The sequence below is a fragment of the Janthinobacterium sp. FT14W genome (assembly GCF_009208755.1).
Taxonomy (GTDB): Bacteria; Pseudomonadota; Gammaproteobacteria; order Burkholderiales; family Burkholderiaceae_D; genus Janthinobacterium; species Janthinobacterium violaceinigrum.
Genome location: NZ_WFLL01000036.1, coordinates 1 through 19,720 on the forward strand (window position 1 = coordinate 1; position 19,720 = coordinate 19,720).

The window sequence follows — 19,720 nt, forward strand, 5'->3', positions numbered from 1 at the left end:
TGCGCCGCCTGCGCCACCGCCGCATCGGCCGCATCGGCTTGCGCGGCGGCCTGGCCGGCCTGCGCGAACAACTGATCCGACAATTGCCACGACGCGGCCAGCGCCTGCCAGTGCTGGTGCGATGCCAGCCACAGGCGCCCTGTTTCCTGCTCCGCCTGCATGGCTTGCTGGCGCTGCTGCAATGCCTGCAGTGCGCCGCGCGCCGTGTCGTTGGCCTGGTCGGCCGCCTGTGCCCCGTCCCTGGCCTGGCGGTGCGCGGGCACGTGGGCGCCGATACTGGCATCGAGCGCCTTCGCCTGGTCCAGCAGGGGCGCCGCATCGCGCTGCGCCGTTTCGTGCGCCAGCAAGGCTGCCGCCGCAAGCTGCGCGCTGGCGGCCAGTTGCGCTTCGGTCTCCGCCGCTTGCGCCGTCTGCACGCGTGCCGCTTCCAGCGCGGCGCCGGTGCCGGCGATGTCGTTCGCCAGGCGCGCCACGTCGTCGGCCAGGGCGCGCGCCGGCTGCAGCAATTCCCATTGCGCCAGCGCCGCGTGGCGCCCGGCCGCCGCGGCGCTGTCGGCGGCCGCGCTGTCGAGCGCCTGCTGCGCGGCCGTCGCCTGGCTTTGCAGCTTGTGCGTCTCCTGGTGCCAGCGCTGCTGCAGTTCCAGCACGGCCTTGCGCAGGTCGACGTGCTGCAGCGTGGCCTCGGCCGCGCCGCACAGCGTCTCGGTCTCGGCCCGTTCTTCCGGCGACAAGGGGCGCTGGTCGGCCAGTTTTTCGCCCAGGCGTTCGAGGACCTGCTTTTCCTTTTTCGCCCGTTCGAAGGCGCGCATGGAAATATCGGTATAGATGCTGCTGCCCGTCAGGGTTTCCAGCAATTCGCCCCGTTCATTGTCTTCCGTCTTGAGGAAGGTGGAAAACTCGTTCTGCGCCAGCAGCACGGCGCGCGTGAACTGGTCGAACGACAGGCCGATGCGCTTTTCGATCTCGTCCTTGACTTCCGTCTTGGTGCCGCCGACGGGCTGCAGCGCGGGCAGCTGGTGCAAGCTCATGGCGGTTGCCTGCAGCGCCCCTTCGGCCCGGGTGCGCGAGCGGCGCACGCTCCAGCGCGCGCGGTAGCTGGCACCGTCGTTGCCGACGAAATCGACTTGCGCGTACCCGTCCGGCGTGCCGCGGCGCAGCAGGGTGCGCGTATCCTGGGCGTTGACGGTTTCCTTGCCCACGTCGGGCAGGGCGCTGCCGCGGCCCAGCACCTTCAGCAGGCGCGGCGTGGCGTCGTACAGGGCCAGGCACAGGGCATCGAGCAGGGTGCTCTTGCCCGCGCCCGTGGGGCCGCTGATGGCGAACAGGCCCGCGGACGCCAGCGGTTCCTGCTGGAAGTCGACTTCAAATTCACCGGCCAGCGAGGCCAGGTTCTTGCCGCTGATTTTCAGTATTTTCATGGTTATTCTGTAGCAGTCATGCGCCGGGCAGCAGCAGTTCGGCCAGCGCCGACAGTTGTTCGGGCGGTGCTTCCTTGCCGTATTTTTGCAGGTACAGGCGGCGGAAGATGTCGTCGGGCTGCAGCTGGCCCAGCTGGTCGAGCGTCATGTTGTCGGGGGCGCTGCTGCGCGCTGCGCTCGACGTTTCGATCTTCGCCAGGCGCATGGGTTTGCCGTCCAGCGCCGTTTCGATGCGCGTGCGCAGGCCCGGTTCGGGCGCGTCCAGGCGCACGCGCACTTCCAGGAAGGGCTGCGCTTCCGGTGGCGCTTCGGGCACGTCGAGGGCGGCCAGCTGCGCCAGCACTTCGCCGATGGGCGCCGGCGCGGCTGGCACGCGCAAGAGGGATACGGCGCGCGGCACTTCGATGGTGCGCACCTGGCGCAGCTGCTCGCCGTCGATGTCCAGGCACAGTACCTGGTGGCGATAATTGACTTCGGCGAAAGACAGGGGAATCGGGCTGCCGCAATAGCGGACGTGTTCCTGCCCGCCCACGGCTTGCGCCTTGTGCAGATGGCCCAGCGCCGCATACGCGATGGCGGCGTCAAAAATCCCCGACGGCAGCATCTCGGTGCCGCCGATGACGATGCGCCGCTCGGAATCGTTGGACATTTCGCCGCCCACCATGTGGCAGTGGCCCATGGCGACGATGGCTTGCCCCGGCTGGCGGCGCGCCAGCGCCAGGTCCGTCAACTGGCGGTACAGCAGGGCGATGCCGCCCAGGTAGGCGTCCTGCGTGTCGCCGGCCGGCAGTTTGGGCACGTCGCCGGGACGCAGGAAAGGCACGGCCAGGCACCAGGCCTGCACCTGGCCATCGCTGCCGGCCAGCGGCAGCAGCAGGCGTTCCAGGTCGATATTGCCCGCTGCATCGCGCAGCAAATGGCCGATCACGTGCGTGCCGTGCGCGGCCAGCAGGGGGCCGGGCGCTTCCAGCCGGCCGGCCGAATCGTGGTTGCCCGCGACGACGACCAGCTGCAGCGCGGGCAGGCGCGCGCGCGCCTGCTGCAGAAACACGTACAGCTGCTTTTGCGAGGCGGCCGATGGGTTGGCGTTGTCGAACACGTCGCCCGCGACGAGCAGCACGTCGGCCCGTTCGGCCACGAGCGTGTCGAGCAGCCAGTCGAGGAAGCGCTGGTGTTCGTAGCCCCGCTCGTAATTGTGCAGGGTCTGGCCCAGATGCCAGTCGGAAGTGTGCAGCAGGCGCATGGTGGGGCAAGGGTAGGGAAGCCAGGCGCCAATATAGCAGGAATGACCGGGGTCAGACCCAGCCTTCAATCGATGGTCGCGCCGGCGCGATAGGTATTGCGCCCATCCTGTTTCGCCTGGTACAGCAGCACGTCGGCCCGCTGCAGCAGCACGGCGGGGGAAATGTCTTCGTCGCGGTAGAAGGCCAGGCCGATGCTGGCGGAGATGCGCACGCTGATGCCGTCGAGTTCGAACGGCTGCCGCATGGCGGCGACGATTTTTTCCGCCAGCACGGCCGCGTCGTCGGGCCGGGCGATCTGCTCCATGATGATGGTGAATTCGTCGCCGCCCAGGCGGGCGATGATGTCGGTGGCGCGCATGGTCTGCGTCAGGCGCTGGGCGAAGGCGCGCAGCAGGGCGTCGCCCGTGCCGTGGCCGTGCGTGTCGTTGACGGGCTTGAAGCGGTCGATATCCATGTACATGACGGCCATCAGGTGCTGCTGCTGGCGGCTGGCATGCATGGCGTCGCTGAGTTTTTGCTGGAAGCCCGCGCGGTTCGACAAGCCCGTCAGGGCATCGACCTGGGCCAGCTTCAGCAGGCGCTGTTTTTCGCGCTTTTGCACGGTGATATCCTGGCGCATCACGTGAAAGCCCACCACCTGCAGCTTGTCTTCGCCGATCTGCGGGATGTAGATCACTTCCATGCAGCGCTCGATGCCTTCCTTCTCGTCTTCTTCCTCGAAGCTCAGCGTTTCGCCGGCCAGCACGCGCTCGATGTACGGCGCCACCGTGCGGTAGCGCGCCTCGCCCACCGTCTCGCGCACGCTGCTGCCCAGCGCCTGCCGGCCCGTCAGGCCGAACTCGCGTTCATAGGCGATGTTCAGGAAGCGGTAGACCTGGTCGGCGTCGATGTAGGCGATCATGGCGGGCAGGGTGTCGGCGATGGTGCGCAGGCGCGCTTCGCTTTCCAGCAGCGCCACTTCCGATTCGCGCAAGGTGGTGATGTCGTCCAGGCTGCCCACGTAGCCTTCGATCTGGCCGTCGATGAGGATGGGAGCGATCTTCACTGAGACCCAGAGCAGCCTGCCGTCGCGCTGCAGGCAGCGCAGGGTGGACTGGAACGGCGCGTGGCTGCGCGTGAGCTGCTCCAGCGCCACGTGCATCAGCGGATAGTCGTCCGGGTGCAGCGCGCTGGTCCAGCCGGCGCCCAGGGCGGCGGCGCGCGGCAGGCCCGTGATCGATTCGAAGGTGCGGTTGACGTAGGTGCAGCGGCGCTGGCGGTCCAGGCGCACCAGCCCGTGCGGCGAGGCGTCGTTGACGGCGGCCAGTTCGGCCTGTTTCTGGCGCAGCTCCAGTTCCTGCTGGCGGCGCTGCGAGATATCCTCGGCGATGCACAGGATATGCTCGACCTGCTGGCGCTCGTCGAACACGGGCACGGAGACGGCGTGCAGGTAGCGCAGGCTGCCGTCAGACAGGCGCAGCGGCTTTTCCGTATGGTCGATGACGCCCCGTTCGGCCAGGATGGCGCGGTCGTCGTCGGCATCGTGCAGGCCGAAGTCGGGCGGGAAGGCCTGGCAATCGGTCTTGCCGATGACGTCGGCGGCCAGGTGGCCGGTGATGTCCTCGGCCGCCTTGTTCCACACTTCCATCTGGCCGAAATTTTCCGGCCGCGCGCTTTTCACGTAGACCAGCACGGGCAAATGGTCGATCAGCGACTGCAGGAAGCTGCGGTTGTCCTGCAGCGCCAGTTCGTCGTGCTTGCGCGCGCTGATGTCGCGCGAGGTGACGGCCACGCCGTCGGCGATGGGCACGACCTGGTGGCGCAGCCAGCGCGTGCCGCCCGAGGCCAAGGTCAGCTCGAATTCATCTTCCAGCGGCTGGCCCGTTTCCATCACCAGCAAGAAGCGCTTGAAGAAGCGCTCGCCGCGCAGCAGCGGCACTTGCGGCAGCACGCGTTGGCCCAGCAGTTCCGAGCGTGGCTTGCCCAGCATGTCGGCGGCCCGTTCGTTGACGTCGGCGAAAATGAAGTCTTCCACGGGCTTGCCCGGCGCGGGGCGCCAGGCTTTCAGCAGCAGCACGGCGTCGAGGCTGCCCTGGTGCGCGGCGCGCAGCAGGGCTTGCGTTTCCTTGGCCTGGCGGATGCTGCGGCGCAGGCGCGCGCTCTGGCGCGTCAGCAGCGCCGTGAAACCGGCGATCAGCAGGCTGGCGGCGATCAGCGCGCCCAGGTAAACCTTGCGGCGGTGTTCGAAGCGGGCCAGGGCAGCGGCACGGCTCACGCCCACCACGGCCAGCAGCGGGTAGCGCGGCAGCTCGCGGTAGCTGTAGATGCGCGAGGTGGCGTCGACGGGCGGCTCGATCAGCAGTTCCTCGGGCGCGTGTTCGGGCGCGCCGGGCATGCGGAAATCGATGCGGTCGCTGATGATCAATTGCTCGCCGATGCGCCCCACCGTCAGGCCGCTGTCGCGCGCCACCAGCATCAGCGCGCCGTGTTCGTCGAGGTTCAGGCGGTCGTAGTCATCGACGAAATACGTGGGATCGACGTGGATGATGATGGCGCCGGCGAAGCGGCCCTGGCCATCGTTCAGGCGGCGCGCCAGGCGGATGGTCCAGTGCTTGCTGGCCGCGTCGAGCACGGGCGTGTCGACCAGGGCCGTGTCGGCCGGATTGGCGGCCAGCGCGCGGAAGAAGGCCTGGTGCGCCAGCTTTTCCGGGAAGTACGCGTTGGCGCTGTCGGTCACGTTGCCGTGCGCGTCGACCAGGGCGATGGGCAATTCCAGCTTCGACGGCAGCACGCTGTCGAGCAGTCCCTGGCGGCGCGTGAATTCGTTGAGGCGCAGCTCGCCGCCAGACTCCTCGTATTTGAGCTTGAACAGCTGCGTGGCGTGGTCGGTCTGGCGCAGGATGTAGCTGGTATGGTCGGCCAGGGTGCGCGCCAGGGTCTGGCTGCCGGCGACGGCGTCGCGCACGGCGCCGGCCTGTTCCTGGCCCACCTGATAGATGACGGCGCCCCACATCACGAGCAGCAGCAGGAGCGCGAACAGGGGCACCAGGCTGATGCTGTACAGGCGGCGGGCAAGGCGTTGCAGGGGTCTTGTTATCGCTATCACGGGCGCTTGCAGGCTAGAGTCATGGAAAAGGGGAGGGCGGCGTGGCGCGCATGATAGCCGAAATCGGCGGTCCTGCGCTGAACCCGGTGCTGCCGCTCCCATCGTCTGTTCGTGGTCTGTCGCTGGCCTTATTCTGCGTTAAATCAAGTAGCTGTGGTGTCGCGCACGTTAAAAAAAGCACGCCGCCCCCCATACGGGCGGGCGCCGTGGCAGAAAAAGTACAATTGCGTCCCCATCCTCTTTAAAATGGATGCTTCTTCCTCCCATATCGAAAGTTGTCATGCAGAGTAAAAAGCCCGACGCGGCAAGACTGGACAAGATCGTGGCCGAAGCGCGCCGCGCCGCCGACCAGCGCGAGAGCGGCTACCGCGAACGCTCGCTGAAGATGTACCCGTGGGTGTGCGGCCGCTGCATGCGCGAATTCACGCGCGCCAACGTGCAGCAGCTGACGGTGCACCACCGCGACCATAACCACGACAACAATCCGCCCGACGGCAGCAACTGGGAACTGCTGTGCCTGTATTGCCACGACAATGAGCACTCGCGCTACCTGGAAGCGGACCGCGGCGCCGGCCTGCTGTCGGCCGACGTGGCACCGGCCACGCACAATCCCTTCGCCGCGCTGGCGGGCCTGATCAGGAAAAAGGACTGAGCGGCCCATCCCGCCTGACCCCATGCGCATCTTGCTGACCGAAGACGACCCGCAGCTGGGCCGCGCCATGCAGATCGGCCTGGAACAGGACGGCTACGCCGTCGACTGGGTCACGAGCGCCGAACACGCGCACACGGCCGTGCGCCTGCACGACTATGGCTGCATCCTGCTGGACCTGGGCTTGCCGGGGCAGGATGGCATGCAGGCGCTGGGCGTGCTGCGCGACAATGGCTACAGCGGCGCCGTGCTGGTCGTCACGGCGCGCGACCAGGTGGGCGAGCGCATCGCGGGCCTCGACGCAGGCGCCGACGATTTTCTCGTCAAGCCGTTCGACCTCGACGAGCTGGCCGCGCGCATCCGCAGCGCCTGCCGGCGCGCCAGCGGGCGCCTGCGCGAAAATCTCGTGCACGGCGAGCTGGTGCTCGATATCGCGGACCGGCAGGTGACGCAAGGGGGCGTGCCCGTGAGCCTGACGGTGAAGGAGTTCCGCATCCTGCAATTGCTGCTGGAACACGGCGGCCGGGTGCTGAGCCGGGAACAGCTGGAGAAAAACCTGTACAGCTGGGGCGATGAAGTGGAAAGCAATGCCGTGCAAGTGCATATCCACCACCTGCGCAAGAAGCTGGGGCGCGAACTGATACGCACCGTGCATGCGATCGGCTATTGCATCGACAAGCCGAAAGTGGCGTGACAACAGAAAACGGGCTGCCCTGAGGCAGCCCGTTGGCATCGATGATGCGGCTGGATTAGCTCATCAGAAATCGACGGTGGCCGACAGCCACAGACGGCGGCCGTCCAGGCTGTTGACATAGCGGTTGGCGTAGGTCAACGCCGGGCCCGAGCCTGCGCGGTAAGGCTGGTAGTCGACGAAGTCCTTGTTGAGCAGGTTGTACACGGCCGCGTTCAGGGTCACGCGCTTGTTCAGCTGGTAGCTGCTGCCCAGGTGCAGCATGGTGTAGCCCTTGTAGTCGCCCAGCGCGGCCTTGGCGGCGCGCGTGGCGGCCGAAGTGCCCGGATCGCGGAAGCGCTCGCTGCGGTATTCGCCGCGCAGCCAGCCATTCCACGCGGGAGAAATGTCCCAGCTCAGGCGCGCGTTGACGGCGTGCTTGGGTGTGTCGCTGAGCGGCATGCCCGCGTTGCTGCCGCTCTTCTGTTCGCTTTCCGTGTACGTGTAGTTGGCGCTGGCCGACAGGGTCTTGCCCAGCGGGAAGCGGGTGTTCAGCTCGACGCCGCGCGTGACGGCCTCGTCCACGTTGATCGACTGGCCGAACGCGTCCACGTTGGGCCAGTTGCCGAAGCTGACGCAGCCGGGACGGTTCGGCGATGGACGATAGCTGCAGTTGAGCAAGCCCGTGCCCGTGGTGATCTTGTCCTTGAATTCGTTGTTGAACAGGGAGCCGCTGGCGGTCCAGCCGGCCAGGTTGTCGAAGTACGCGCCGATTTCCGTTGTCGTGCTCGTTTCCGGCTTCAGGTTCGGGCTGCCGACGAGGGGTATCGTGCCCTGGCCGCCGAAACCGTTGATGCCCGGCGACAGCTGCTCCACGCGTGGCGTCTTGTAGCCCTTGCTGACGCCGCCCTTGATGGTCCAGCTCGGGGTGGCGTTCCACACGGCATAGGCGCGGGGGCTGGTCTGGCCGCCAAAGATGCTGTGATCGTCGTAGCGTGCACCCACCGTCAGGGCAACATTGTCCAGCACTTGCCATTCGTCTTCCACGAACAGGGCTTTTTGCGTGAACTCGAATTTTTTCGGCGCCACGCCATCCGTCATGTCCGCTTTCCACCACTGCGCGCCGACGGTGGCCATGTGCTTGCCCAAAGGTAATACCAGCTTGGTATCGAAGACCTGGCTTTCCACTTCCAGGGTGCGCGCGCTGCCGGCGACGGCGCCCGGCGTGCCCGGCGGAATCGTGCGGCCCAGGGTTTCCGTCCTGTTCACCATGTAGCTGCTGTCGAGCGTGCCGAAGCCGAAGCGGCCCGTGTGCGACAGGGTCCACTGGTCGCGCTTGTATTTCTGCTCGGGGCCGTAGCCGCCCTGCACCGACTGCGTGCCCAGCTGGCCGCGCGAATTGTCGTAGGTCTGGCGGCCCGCGTCCGCATCGAGGATGACGGTATGGAAACGGTTGGGCGTGAAGGCCAGGCGCGCGCCGAAGTTCTCCACGTCCGAGCGCACGGGATTGGCGCCCATGCTGGCGGGCACTTGCGCGCCGGCCGTGTTAGGGATGCGGATGTCGGCCGCATCGCGGCGCTGCTTGCTGCCGCGCAGGGACAGGCCCAGCAGGTCGGTGGCGATGGGGCCGCTCAGGTAGAAGCGGCCCGCCTTGACGTCGCCGAAGTCCGATTCTTGCTGCGCGGTATAGTCGGCCGAGACGGAACCCATCCACTGCTTGCCCACCTTGCGCGTGATGATGTTGATCACGCCGCCCATGGCGTCCGAGCCGTACAGGGTCGACATGGGGCCGCGGATGATCTCGATGCGTTCGATGGCGGCCAGTGGCGGCATGAAGCTCGTCTGCGTGCCGCCGAAGCCGTTCGGCGTGACGTTGCCGGCCGCGTTCTGGCGGCGGCCATCGATCAGGATCAGGGTGTAGTCACTGGGCATGCCGCGGATGCTGATGTTCATGCCGCCCGTCTTGTCGCCCGCCGCGCCCACGTCGATACCTTCCACGCTTTCCAGTGCCTGCGTCAGGTTGCCGAAGCGTTCCTTCGACAGCTCCTGGCGCGTCAGCACGGTGATCGAGGCGGGCGCCTGCTTGATATCCTGCTCGAAGCCGGAGGCGGAAACCACCACTTCCGGCATGCTGGCCGGCGCCGTCTGCGCGTGTGCCGGCAGGCAGGACAGGGCGGCCAAGGCCAGGGCCAGGGTGGTGGGACGCGGCAGGCGCGCGCGGCGGGTGCTGTTGGACATGCAAACTCCTGAGGGTTGATTGCTGATTGTTTCGTTATAAGTTGGCTGGTGCTGGTGTTGGTACGGTAATGGGAATCATTGGCAAAATAAGAATCATTTACAATTGCGAGCCTGGCTTCCCATAAAATATTTCGCTCCGGATCTTGCGCAGAAGTTCTTAAGAGATTCTTAACAAGCACACGGCATCATGCAAACTCTTCCCCAGGCTCGCCCCATGCACATTGCCGTCATCCCAGTTGACCCGAAAACGCCCGTCCCCATGGCGCCGGCAGGCGCATGAGCGGGCCCGTCCTGAAAACCTGGTCGCTGCGGCGCACCTTGTTGGCCGTGCTGCTGGGCCTGACCCTGGCCCTGTGGGTGGGCAGCGCCGCCATCGTGTACGTGGAAGCGCGCCGCGAAAGCCAGGAACTGTTCGACCAGTCGCTGATCGAGACGGGCCATTTGCTGCTGTCGCTGGTGGAAAAGGATGTGCGCGAACATGGCTTGACGGGGCCCATCGACCTGCCCCTGCGCGGCCATCCGAACCCCCACCATTATTTGCTGTTCAAGGTGCGCGACGCGCAGCAGCGCGTGCTGTACCGCAACGATGCGGCCTCCGACATCGCCCTGTCGCGCAGCGCGCCCGACGGCCTGTCGTGGACCACGATCGCCGGCCAGCGCTGGCGCCTGTATTCGCTGTGGGACCAGCAGCGCAGCCTGCAGCTGCTGGTGGCCGAGCCGACCAGCCACCGCGACGACATCAGCCGCGGCTTCTTTTACCGCATCGCGCTGTTCGGCCTGCTGCTGGTGGCGCTGGCCACCGTCGCCATCTGGTGGAGCATCCACCGCGTGTTTCGCGTGCTGCAGGCATCGGCCGACGAAGTGTCGGCGCGTACGCCCGACGAGCTGGCCGACGTGCAGGTGCGCGGCGCACCCACCGAACTGCATCCGCTGCTGCTGGAAATTAACCGCCTGTTCGGCCGCGTGCGGCACAGCCGCGACAACGAGCAGCGCTTCACGGCCGATGCGGCGCATGAACTGCGCACGCCGCTGGCCGCCATCAAGACCAATCTGCAAGTGCTGCAGCGGGCCCGCAGCGCGGCCGAACGCGACGAATTCATCGCCGGCCTGAGCGCCAGCGTGGAGCGGGCCACGCGCCTCGTCAACCAGCTGCTGGCGCTGGCGCAGCTCGACCCGCAGGCGCAGGCCGGGACGGCGCTGGCGCCGGGCGACCTGGCGCCGCTGCTGGCGCGGCAGGAAGAAGCGTGGCAGGCGCTGGCCGCGCCGTACGGGCTGTCGCTGGCGGTGAACGCGGCCCCGGCGCCGTGCGCGCTGGATGACGACAGCCTGCGGATACTGCTGCGCAACCTGGTCGAGAATGCGCTGCGCTACACGCCGGCGCCGGGTGCCGTCGTCGTCAGCTGCGGCGTGGAAGAGGGGCGCAGCTACCTGCGCGTGGCCGATACGGGACCGGGCATCACCGCGGAGTGGCATGAGCGGGTGTTCGAGCGCTTCGTGCGCCTGGTGCAGGTGGAAAGTGCGACGCAGCTGCCCGGCAGCGGCCTGGGATTGTCGATCGTGCGCCGCATCGCCGAACGGCATGGCGCGCACATCGTGCTGGGGACCGGCCTGCAGGGCCGGGGACTGGCGGTGACCGTCATCTTTCCATGACGGCACCGCCAGTGCGTCTAGCGCCTACAGCGACTTCAGGAAAGCCAGCAGCGCCTCGCGCTCCGTCTTCGACAGGTTCTCGAAACGCTGGCGCGCCTTCGTGCCTTCGCCGCCGTGCCACAGGATCGCTTCCGTCAGGCTGCGCGCGCGGCCGTCGTGCAAATAGCCGGCCTGGCCGACATTGCCCATGACTTTTTCCGTGTAGCCGATGCCCCACAGGGGTGCCGTGCGCCACATCTGGCCCTGCGCCTGGCCTTCGCTGAACTTGTCGGCCAGCTCGGGACCCATGTCGTGCAGCAGCAGGTCGGTGTAGGGGCGGATGGTCTGGTTGCGCAATTCCGCGAACAGGTGTCCCGCGCCCGTCTTCATTTCCACCGTGTGGCAGGCAGCGCAGCGCATGCCCTGGAACAGCGTCGCGCCGGCGCCAACCTGCTGCGGGTCGACCTTGAGTTCCTCGATCGGCGCCACGCCTTTCGGGAAACCGCTGGCGATGCTGCGCTGGGCCGGCACGGCCACCAGGGCCAGGTATTGCGTGATCGACTGCAGGTCCGCTTCCGAAATGCCGGGCTGCGCGCCGCCCGCCGCGCAGGCTGCGGGTCCGGCCATGCAGGCGCGGTTGCGGTAGACGGGCGAGGTGACGGCCATGTCCAGCAGCAGCGCGTCGGCCGCCTGGTGGCGCAGGGTGGCCTTCGAGGCCTTCCAGCCGAAGCGGCCCAGGCGCACGGCGCCCGTTTCCGGGTCATACACGTAGTTGGGCTGTCCCTTGACGCCATCGGCGTCCGGCGCGCTGCGGGCGCGCGCCAGGATGTCCGCTTCCGGCACGGCTTCCAGCAAGCCCGTGCCGATCATCGGCGGTGCCGCGCGCAGCGAGACGATGGCCGGCACGGGGCCTTCGAAGGCCAGCGTCGGCTTGCGCAGTTCGACTTGCGTGCCGTCGGCCAGTGCCACGGTGCGCGCCGTGAAACCGCCCACGCTGACGCTGTTGCCCCAGTTCTGCGGCGCGCCGGCAGGCGAGACGGCATTCATCTGGATCGCCGTGCCGTACTGCGGGTGCGGCACCTGCTGGCCCGCCGCGTTGAGGCTGGCGACGCGCACGGCCATGGTGTCGAGGCGCTGGTTCAGGGCCACGGGCGCGGGGCTGCGGCCATTGTTGACGTGGCAGGCGATGCAGGCCGACTGTCCGTAGCGCTGTCCCTGCAGCTTGACGGCCGGCGCGTAGCGGTCGTTGCCGCCCTCATTGTGCTCGCCGGTGGTGAAATTCGTGTGCACCAGGCGGCGGCCTTCGACGAAGCGCTGCATGTTCTGCATGCCGATATGGTTGTGCGGCTGCTGGAACATGAACAGGGCGTTGTCCGAGTAGTTATACGACACGGAACCGAGGCCGCCCGACAGCGTCTCTTCCGGCAGCGGCACGGAATTGAGGCGCGGCTGCACGCCGTACCATGGACGCAGGCCCGCGCCCACCACGTAGGTCCATTCATACGAGTAGTAGCGGATGCCGCCGTCGTCGCCTTTCGACGCCATCGAGGCGGTGGTGGAGAACATCGATGGCGACACTTCGATGATGTCGCCCGCCGTCAGCGCGCGCGCCTTGACGTCCGTGCCGTTCGGCATGCCGGCCGCATCGAGGCCGCCATGGCCCGGATATTCCTTGATCAGGAGGGTACAGGCGCCGTTGATGCCGTTGGCGTTCGTCAGCCTGTCGTTCGCGGGGTAGGCCATGGGCTTGCAGACGGGGACATTGCGGTCCACCAGTTCGCCCGGCGACATCCAGCCATAGCCCGTCACGCCGGGACGGTCGAAGCCGCGGAAGAAGGCCACGCCGCCGGAGAGGAAGTCGACGGTGGTGTACTGGTTGACGATCAGGGTAGGCTTGGTGACGCCGCGCACCTTGCTGTTGTCGATGATTTCCACGCCCCAGGTGCGGTTCTTGAAATACTGCGGCACGAACGTCAGGTAGTTGCCCGGTCCCTTGTCCTGCGGCAGGCCCGTGACGGGATCGACCGTTTCATTCGGGCCGTAGCCGATCTCGTTCCATTCCTCGCCCCGTTCGCGGCCATGGCGCGCCAGGCCCCGCGCGCCGAAACGCGTCACCAGCGTGCCGTCGGCCAGGGTGAACTGCAGGCTTTCCAGCGGCTGCGCGGCGGCCGGCAGCGGCGTCATTGCCGTGCCATCGGCGGGGAATTTCAGCGCCGAGGTGGCGCTGGACGGCAGGCTGTTGTCGCTGCCCGGCGACTTGAAGCTCACTTCCAGCAGCGAGTAGCCGTACTGCGTGGCGCGCGCCACGCCCTGCAGGCGGATGTAGCGCGCATGCACGCCCAGGTTGAAGAATTCCTCGGTGCCGCCGCGGCCATTCGTCACGTAGCGGATCTGCGACCATTGCTGGCCGTCGTCGGACACTTGCAGCGCGTACTGCTTGCCGTACGCGTTTTCCCACTGCAGCTTCATGTAGCCGACGGGCGTCTTCGCGCCGAAGTCGAACTGGATCCAGGCGCCGTCCTCGAACTTGCTGGCCCAGCGGGTAGTCGTCTTGCCGTCGATCGCCATGGCGGCCGACATGCCGTTGTTTTCCACTGGCGAGGAGGTGGCCGCCACGGGGCGGATCTCCACGCCGGGCTGGTTCGGGTCGCCCGTCACGGGCGCTTCGGTGACGGGCGGCGTGTCGGGCGGCAGCACGGGCGTGCCCGAGAAGGCCTGGATTTCAAAGATCGAATAGCCGTACTGGCCCGCGCGTTTCACGCCCTGCATGCGCAGGTAGCGTCCCTGCGCGCTAAAGCCCGCGATGTCCTCGATGCCGCCCTTGCTGTCGTCGACGCGCTGGACGGTGGTCCAGTGCGCATTGTCGTCCGACACCTGCAGCAGGTAGGCGCTGGCGTGCGCGTTTTCCCAGGCGATGCGCACGCGCGTGATGGTTTGCGGGGCGCCGAAATCGAGCGTCAGGTATTCGTTGTCCGTAAACGCGCTGCCCCAGCGCGTGCCGTCGTTGCGGTCGATGGCGGCGCTGGCCGACAGGTCGCCCCGTTCCGCCGAACTGGCCGTGGCGGCGATGGGCGTGAGCGCCGTTTCCGACGCGGTTTGCGCCAGCAGGCGCTGGGCCATGGGCGGCGCGCTGGCGGCCTCTCCACCGCCGCCGCCACCGCATGCGGCCAGCAGCATGGCCAGGGCCAGCGGCAGGCCCTGTCTTGAAAAGCGCGCGAGGCGGGGCCGTTGCGGCCGGTGCCGAAGCGGGGATATATGCATGTTCTCTTCCTTGTTTTTATTGATTAATGTCAGATTGGTCAAACTGGCCAGGCCCGGCGTCTCCGCCTCCCGGCTGCATGGGCGGCGCCATCGCTGCACACCTTGCGGCCGGACGGCGGCAGCGGCGGTGTGACGGGATGCGGGCTGGGAGGTGATTTAATTGCCGAACGGCAATATTTTCCCTAACTTATAGAAGCGCATGGGGCATGTCAAGAGGCCGCATGCAGTTGTCATCAACTGGTCATGCGGCAGCCGGTTTTTGCACTATGGCGGTGCGGAACATGAAAAAAAAGATGCGACTGCATGAAAAAAATTCAGGAAAAAATGCCGGGCGCGGGGCGGGAATGCGGTATCTTCCTGAAATGCCTGCCGACGCAGCGCGCCCCTTTTTTGAGGAAGAACCGACCTTGCCGACCCCGCCCGCCGCACCGATACTTCCCTCCCTGTCCCTGGCTGCCGCGCGCGCGCTGCACCTGGCCGCGCAGGGCTTGCTGCAGGCGCGCCGCAGGAAGGCCGTGAAGGCCGACGTGCTGGCCGCCGTGCGCCAGATGGGCGTGCTGCAGATCGACACCATCCACGTGGTGGCGCGCAGCCCCTACCTGGTGCTGTGGAGCCGGCTGGGCGACTATCCGCAGCCGTGGCTGGAGCAATTGCTGGCCGAGGGCGCGCTGTTCGAATACTGGGCGCATGAAGCCTGCTTCGTGCCCATCGAAGACTATGGCCTGTACCGCCACCGCATGCTCGACCCGGCCGCCATGGGCTGGAAATACTCGACCAAATGGATGGCCGAACAGGGCGAAGCCGTGGCGGCCGTGCTCGAGCACATCCGCGCCAACGGCGCCGCCCGTTCGGCCGACTTCGAGCGCACGGATGGCCAGGCGGGCGGCTGGTGGAGCTGGAAGCCGGAAAAGCGTTCGCTGGAAGTGCTGTTTACCTCGGGCGTGCTGATGATCGCCAGACGCCACAATTTCCAGCGCTATTACGACCTGGCCGAGCGCGTGCTGCCCGGCTGGCACGATGGCTTGCTGCCGCCGGAAGCGCAGGTGCGGCGCCAGCTGCTGCTGGCCAGCGTGAAGGCGCTGGGCCTGGCGCGGGCCGGCTGGATCAGCGATTACTTCCGCACGAAGCAATCGCGCGCCAGCCTGGCGCACGATCTGCAAATGCTGGTGGACGAGGGCGCGCTGCTGCGCTGCACGGTGGCCGGCTGGGATGACGCCGTGTACGTGCATGCCGAGCATGAAGCACTGGCGCGCAGTGCGGCCGCCGGCAAGCTGGCGCCCACCCTGACGACGATCTTGTCGCCGTTCGACCCCGTCGTCTGGGACCGGCGCCGCGCGCTCGAATTGTTCGGCTTTGACTACCGGCTCGAATGCTATACGCCGGCCGAGAAGCGCCGCTATGGCTATTTCACCTTGCCGATCTTGCGCCGCGGCGCGCTGGTGGGACGGCTGGACGCCAAGGCGCACCGCGCGCAGGGGCGCTTCGAGATCAAGTCGCTGGCGCTGGAAGACGGCGTGCGCCTCAGCTCGCGCCTGGTGCAGGACGTGGCCGGCGCCGTGCAGCGCCTGGCGCTCTGGCATGGCTGTCCGCAGATCGATATCGTGCAGGCGCAGCCGGCGCCGTTCGGCCGGCAGCTGGCCGAGGCGCTGCATGACGGCGGCGCTGCCGCAAGGCGGGCCGCATGATGCTGCCGCCGGCTCCTTCCCGCCTGCTCGACGCCGACGGCGTCCCTCATTTCGGCCGCTACACGGGGCAGCTGGACGCCTTCGACTGGAGCGCGCTGGCGCCGCCGCACGCGCGCGGCGGCGTCTGGCGATTGTTTCACCACAAGCGCTGGCATTACGTGGCGCTGTCCACGCCCACCCTGTTCTGCGGCGTGGCCATCGTCGACCTGGGCTGGACCAGCACGGCGTTTGCGTATGCCTTCGACCGCCATAAGGGCAAGATCGTGGCCGCCTTTTCGCAGGATGGCGTGCCCGGGCTGTGCGCCACGGTGGCGCCGCATGCGGGGGGCAGCAGCCGTTTCCGCTTCCTCTCGCAAGTGATCGCCATCGAAGCCCAGCCGCAGCAGCGCTACCGCCTGCGGCTCGACTGCGGCCATTTCGGCATCGATGCGGAATTCGGCCCGCCCGTGGCGCCCACCCTGCTGGCCGTGGGGCCCGTGGGCGAGGGCGGCAGCGCGCACGCCACGCAAAAGTCGGGCGGCCTGCCCCTGTGGGGCACCGTGCGCTGCGGCGCCATGGGCTACAGCTTGGACGACGGCGTGGCCAGCTTCGACTATTCGAACGGCTTGCTGGCGCGCGAGACGGAATGGCGCTGGGCGTCGGCGCACAGCCTGGACCTGGGTTTCAACCTGCAGGCCGGCTATTTCGGCGCGCATGAAAACGCGCTGTGGCTCGACGGCCAGCTGTATGCGCTGGGCCGCGCGCATTTCGACTTCAATCCCGACAACCCGCTGGCGCCGTGGCATGTGTGGACGGATGACGATCTGCTCGACCTGCATTTCAAGCCCGAGGGCGCGCGGCGCGAAGACAAGAACCTGTGGATCGCGGCCAGCCGCTACATCCAGCCCATCGGCACTTTTAGCGGCTGGGTGCGCGCCAGCGCGGACTCTCCCAAGCGCATCGTGGCGCAACTGGCGGGGGTGACGGAAAGCCACCGTTCGCGCTGGTAGGGGCGCGCGGATTTTTCGTGAAACGCACGACAAGGTCAAATTTTTTTGGCAACGCATCCTATACACTGGCGCCTAGTCGCTCCGGCAATCCCGCTCCGGCAATCCATGAGGCCAGAACATGAGTATCCGTAATCTCGACAAGCTGTTCAAGCCGGCCTCGGTGGCCCTGATCGGCGCCACGGCGCGCGAACGCAAGCTGGGCGCCATCGCCCTCTCTAATCTGCTGGGCGGCGGGGACCAGGGGGCGCAGTATAAAGGTGATCTTTGGCCCGTCAATCCCAAATACGACGAACTGATGGGCCTGAAATGCTACCGCAAGCTGGCGCACTTGCCGAAAGCGCCGGACCTGGCCATCATCTGCACGCCGCCCGCCACCATCACGGCCCTGATCCGCGAACTGGGCGCGTTGGGCACGCGCGCCGTCATCGTCATGACGTCCGGCCTGGACCCCGTGCGCGAGCAGTCGCTGCGGCTGGCCATGCTGAAGGCGGCCAAGCCGCACCTGCTGCGCATCCTGGGCCCCAACAGCATGGGCTTGCTGGTGCCGAAACTGGGCTTGAACGCCAGCTTCGCCCACGTGGGGGCGACCAGCGGCAAGATCGCCTTCGTGTCGCAGTCGGGCGCGCTCGTGTCGGGCGTGCTCGACTGGGCCAATGCGCATGGCGTGGGCTTTTCCAAGTTCATTTCGCTGGGCGCCAGCTACGACATCGATTTCGGCGACCTGCTCGACTACCTGGCGGGCGACGTCGACACGGCCGCCATCCTGCTGTACATGGAAGACATCCAGGCGGCGCGCAAATTCATGTCGGCGGCGCGGGCGGCCGCGCGCAGCAAGCCCGTCATCGTGCTGAAAGCGGGGCGCGCCGCCGAAGGCGCGGCCGTGGCGGCCTGGCATACGGGCGCGCTGGCCGGTTCCGACGCCGTGTACGATGCGGCCATCCGCCGCGCCGGCATGCTGCGCGTGTACTCGGCCGAGGAACTGTTCGATGCCGTGGAAACCCTCACGCACATCCGCTCGCAGCGGGGCGAGCGCCTGGCGATCCTGTGCAACGGCGGCGGCCTGGGCGTGATGGCCACCGATGCGCTGGTGGGCAGCGGCGGCAAGCTGGCCGAGCTGTCTCCCGATACCGTGATTGCGCTGGAAAAAGCCTTGCCGCGCGGCTGGTCGCACGACAACCCCGTCGGCCTGCCCGGCGACGCGCCCGTGCAGCGCTATGCCGACGCCATCGTGCCGCTGCTCGACGAGCCGCAGGCGGACGCCTTGCTGCTGCTGCACGCGCCCACGGCCATGGTCTCGTCGATCGACATCGCCGAAGCCGTCACGCCGCTGATCAAGGCCACGTCGCGCACGGTACTGTCGTGCCTTCTGGGCGGCACCACCGTGGCGCCCGCGCGCCAGGTGTTCAACCGGGCCGGCATTCCCACCTACGACACGCCGGAAAAGGCCGTGCATGGCTTCATGCAGATCGTGCAATACCGGCGCAACCAGGAAACCCTGATGCAGGTGCCGGCGCAGCTGCCCATGTCGGCCACGCCGCGCCGCGCGCGCGTGCGCGAAATCGTCGCCGCCGCGCTGGCCGCCGGCCAGACGGTGCTGGGCGAATGCCGCTCGAAGGAAATCCTGGCCGCCTACGGCATCCCCGTGGCCACCACGCGCATGGCGGCCGACGTGGAAGAGGCGCTGGCCGTGGCGGCGGACATCGGCTACCCGGTGGCGCTGAAAATCCATTCGCCCGACATCGCCCACAAGTCCGACGTGGGCGGCGTGGCGCTGGACCTGGATACGCCCGACATCCTGCGCACGGCCGCCGCGGCCATGCTCAAGCGCGTGCGTCGCATGCGCCCCGACGCCCTGATCGACGGCTTCACGGTGCAGCAGATGGCGCGCCGGCCGCATTCGCATGAACTGATCGTCGGCGTGACGACGGATGCCGCGTTTGGCCCCGTCATCCTGGTGGGGCAGGGCGGCATCGCCGTGGAAGTGACGGCCGATCACGCCATCGGCCTGCCGCCGCTGAACATGGTGCTGGCGCGCGACATGCTGGCGCGCACGCGCGTATCGAAACTGCTGGCCGGCTACCGCAACCAGCCGCCGGCCGACATCGACGCCATCTGCTACACCCTGATCCAGGTAGCCGAGCTGGTGGCCGATATCGGCGAGCTGGCCGAACTCGATATCAATCCGCTGGTGGCCGACGCCGATGGCGTGATCGCCCTCGACGCGCGCATCCGCCTGCAGCCGGGCCAGAAGAGCGACCGCCTGGCCATCCGGCCGTATCCGCAGGAGCTGGAAGAGCAGGTGACGTGGATGGGGCAATCCATCCTGCTGCGCCCCATCCGCCCCGAGGATGCGCCGCAGCACATGGACCTGTTCCACGCGCTGGACCCGGACGACGTGCGCCTGCGTTTTTTCACGTCCATGCGCGAACTGCCCGTGTCGCAGCTGGCGCGCCTGACGCAGATCGATTACGACCGCGCCATGGCCTTCATCGCCACGCACACGGGCCCGGACGGCAAGCCGGAAACCCTGGGCGTGGTGCGCGCCGTGGCGGACCCGGACAATATCCACGCCGATTTCGCCATCGCCGTGCGCTCGGCCCTGAAAGGCAAGGGACTGGGCCACATCCTGTTTGAAAAGCTGGTCGATTATTTCCGCAGCCGGGGCACGGAAGCGCTGGTGGGCGAGGCGATGGCGCGCAACAAGGGCATGCAGCGGCTGGTGAAAAGCTTTGGCGGCGAGGTCACGCCGTCGGAGGAGCCGGGCGTGGTCAACCTGCACATCGGGTTGCGCGCGTCCTGAAAAACGCCGGGGCATGCCGCGGGTTTGTGCAGGATCAAGCCCATCCCTGTCG

11 protein-coding genes are annotated in these 19,720 nt (G+C 67.6%); 6 read left to right on the forward strand and 5 right to left on the reverse strand.

Annotated elements, in window-relative coordinates; genetic code table 11:
- The 3 genes from GCN74_RS21020 to GCN74_RS21030 form a co-directional block, all read right to left on the reverse strand.
- A partial coding sequence (locus GCN74_RS21020; protein ID WP_152258480.1) for an AAA family ATPase occupies positions 1-1,418 on the reverse strand: 1,418 nt, incomplete at its 3' end.
- A gap of 16 nt (positions 1,419-1,434) precedes the next feature.
- Positions 1,435-2,661 carry an exonuclease SbcCD subunit D C-terminal domain-containing protein gene (locus GCN74_RS21025; RefSeq protein WP_152258481.1) on the reverse strand — a complete coding sequence of 409 codons (1,227 nt, stop codon included), beginning with the start codon at positions 2,659-2,661 and terminating at the stop codon, positions 1,435-1,437.
- A 65-nt stretch (positions 2,662-2,726) separates the two neighbouring features.
- Positions 2,727-5,747, reverse strand: a complete 3,021-nt coding sequence (locus GCN74_RS21030) for a PAS domain-containing protein (RefSeq protein ID WP_226939146.1) — start codon at positions 5,745-5,747, stop codon at positions 2,727-2,729.
- A 280-nt stretch (positions 5,748-6,027) separates the two neighbouring features.
- Between GCN74_RS21030 and GCN74_RS21035 the strand changes: the two genes are divergently transcribed.
- Both GCN74_RS21035 and GCN74_RS21040 read left to right on the forward strand, forming a co-directional pair.
- Positions 6,028-6,399 carry a YajD family HNH nuclease gene (locus GCN74_RS21035; RefSeq protein WP_152258482.1) on the forward strand — a complete coding sequence of 124 codons (372 nt, stop codon included), beginning with the start codon at positions 6,028-6,030 and terminating at the stop codon, positions 6,397-6,399.
- A 22-nt stretch (positions 6,400-6,421) separates the two neighbouring features.
- Complete coding sequence (locus tag GCN74_RS21040; protein ID WP_152258483.1) at positions 6,422-7,090, forward strand: response regulator; 669 nt, start codon at positions 6,422-6,424, stop codon at positions 7,088-7,090.
- Positions 7,091-7,153: 63 nt separating this feature from the next.
- Here GCN74_RS21040 and GCN74_RS21045 read toward each other — a convergent pair whose 3' ends face one another.
- The gene (locus GCN74_RS21045; RefSeq protein ID WP_152258484.1) at positions 7,154-9,304 is read right to left on the reverse strand and encodes a TonB-dependent receptor domain-containing protein; all 2,151 of its coding nucleotides are present in this window, start codon (positions 9,302-9,304) and stop codon (positions 7,154-7,156) included.
- 276 nt (positions 9,305-9,580) lie between these two features.
- Between GCN74_RS21045 and GCN74_RS21050 the strand changes: the two genes are divergently transcribed.
- Positions 9,581-10,954, forward strand: coding sequence for an ATP-binding protein (locus GCN74_RS21050; RefSeq protein ID WP_152258485.1), 1,374 nt, complete (start codon positions 9,581-9,583; stop codon positions 10,952-10,954).
- Between the two features lie 24 nt (positions 10,955-10,978).
- Here GCN74_RS21050 and GCN74_RS21055 read toward each other — a convergent pair whose 3' ends face one another.
- Positions 10,979-14,194, reverse strand: coding sequence for a di-heme oxidoredictase family protein (locus tag GCN74_RS21055; RefSeq protein ID WP_152258486.1), 3,216 nt, complete (start codon positions 14,192-14,194; stop codon positions 10,979-10,981).
- 407 nt (positions 14,195-14,601) lie between these two features.
- On the opposite strand from GCN74_RS21055, the gene GCN74_RS21060 reads away from it, so the two are divergent.
- The 3 genes from GCN74_RS21060 (at position 14,602) to GCN74_RS21070 (ending at position 19,668) form a co-directional block, all read left to right on the forward strand.
- Positions 14,602-15,879, forward strand: a complete 1,278-nt coding sequence (locus GCN74_RS21060) for a winged helix-turn-helix domain-containing protein (RefSeq protein ID WP_226939147.1) — start codon at positions 14,602-14,604, stop codon at positions 15,877-15,879.
- Entirely contained in the window at positions 15,876-16,868 is a 993-nt protein-coding gene (locus GCN74_RS21065) for a DUF2804 domain-containing protein (protein WP_152258488.1), read from the forward strand. The genes GCN74_RS21060 and GCN74_RS21065 overlap by 4 nt, the downstream gene beginning before the upstream one ends.
- A gap of 118 nt (positions 16,869-16,986) precedes the next feature.
- Entirely contained in the window at positions 16,987-19,668 is a 2,682-nt protein-coding gene (locus tag GCN74_RS21070) for a bifunctional acetate--CoA ligase family protein/GNAT family N-acetyltransferase (protein ID WP_193317191.1), read from the forward strand.
- The last annotated feature ends 52 nt before the right edge of the window (positions 19,669-19,720 follow it).

Excerpts from the sequence above, each read along its gene's own strand:
- GCN74_RS21025 (WP_152258481.1), bottom strand. The coding sequence starts at position 2,661 with ATGCGCCTGCTGCACACTTCCGACTGGCATCTGGGCCAGACCCTGCAC.
- GCN74_RS21035 (WP_152258482.1), top strand. The coding sequence starts at position 6,028 with ATGCAGAGTAAAAAGCCCGACGCGGCAAGACTGGACAAGATCGTGGCC.
- GCN74_RS21040 (WP_152258483.1), top strand. The coding sequence starts at position 6,422 with ATGCGCATCTTGCTGACCGAAGACGACCCGCAGCTGGGCCGCGCCATG.
- GCN74_RS21045 (WP_152258484.1), bottom strand. The coding sequence starts at position 9,304 with ATGTCCAACAGCACCCGCCGCGCGCGCCTGCCGCGTCCCACCACCCTG.
- GCN74_RS21050 (WP_152258485.1), top strand. The coding sequence starts at position 9,581 with ATGAGCGGGCCCGTCCTGAAAACCTGGTCGCTGCGGCGCACCTTGTTG.
- GCN74_RS21055 (WP_152258486.1), bottom strand. The coding sequence starts at position 14,194 with ATGCATATATCCCCGCTTCGGCACCGGCCGCAACGGCCCCGCCTCGCG.
- GCN74_RS21065 (WP_152258488.1), top strand. The coding sequence starts at position 15,876 with ATGATGCTGCCGCCGGCTCCTTCCCGCCTGCTCGACGCCGACGGCGTC.
- GCN74_RS21070 (WP_193317191.1), top strand. The coding sequence starts at position 16,987 with ATGAGTATCCGTAATCTCGACAAGCTGTTCAAGCCGGCCTCGGTGGCC.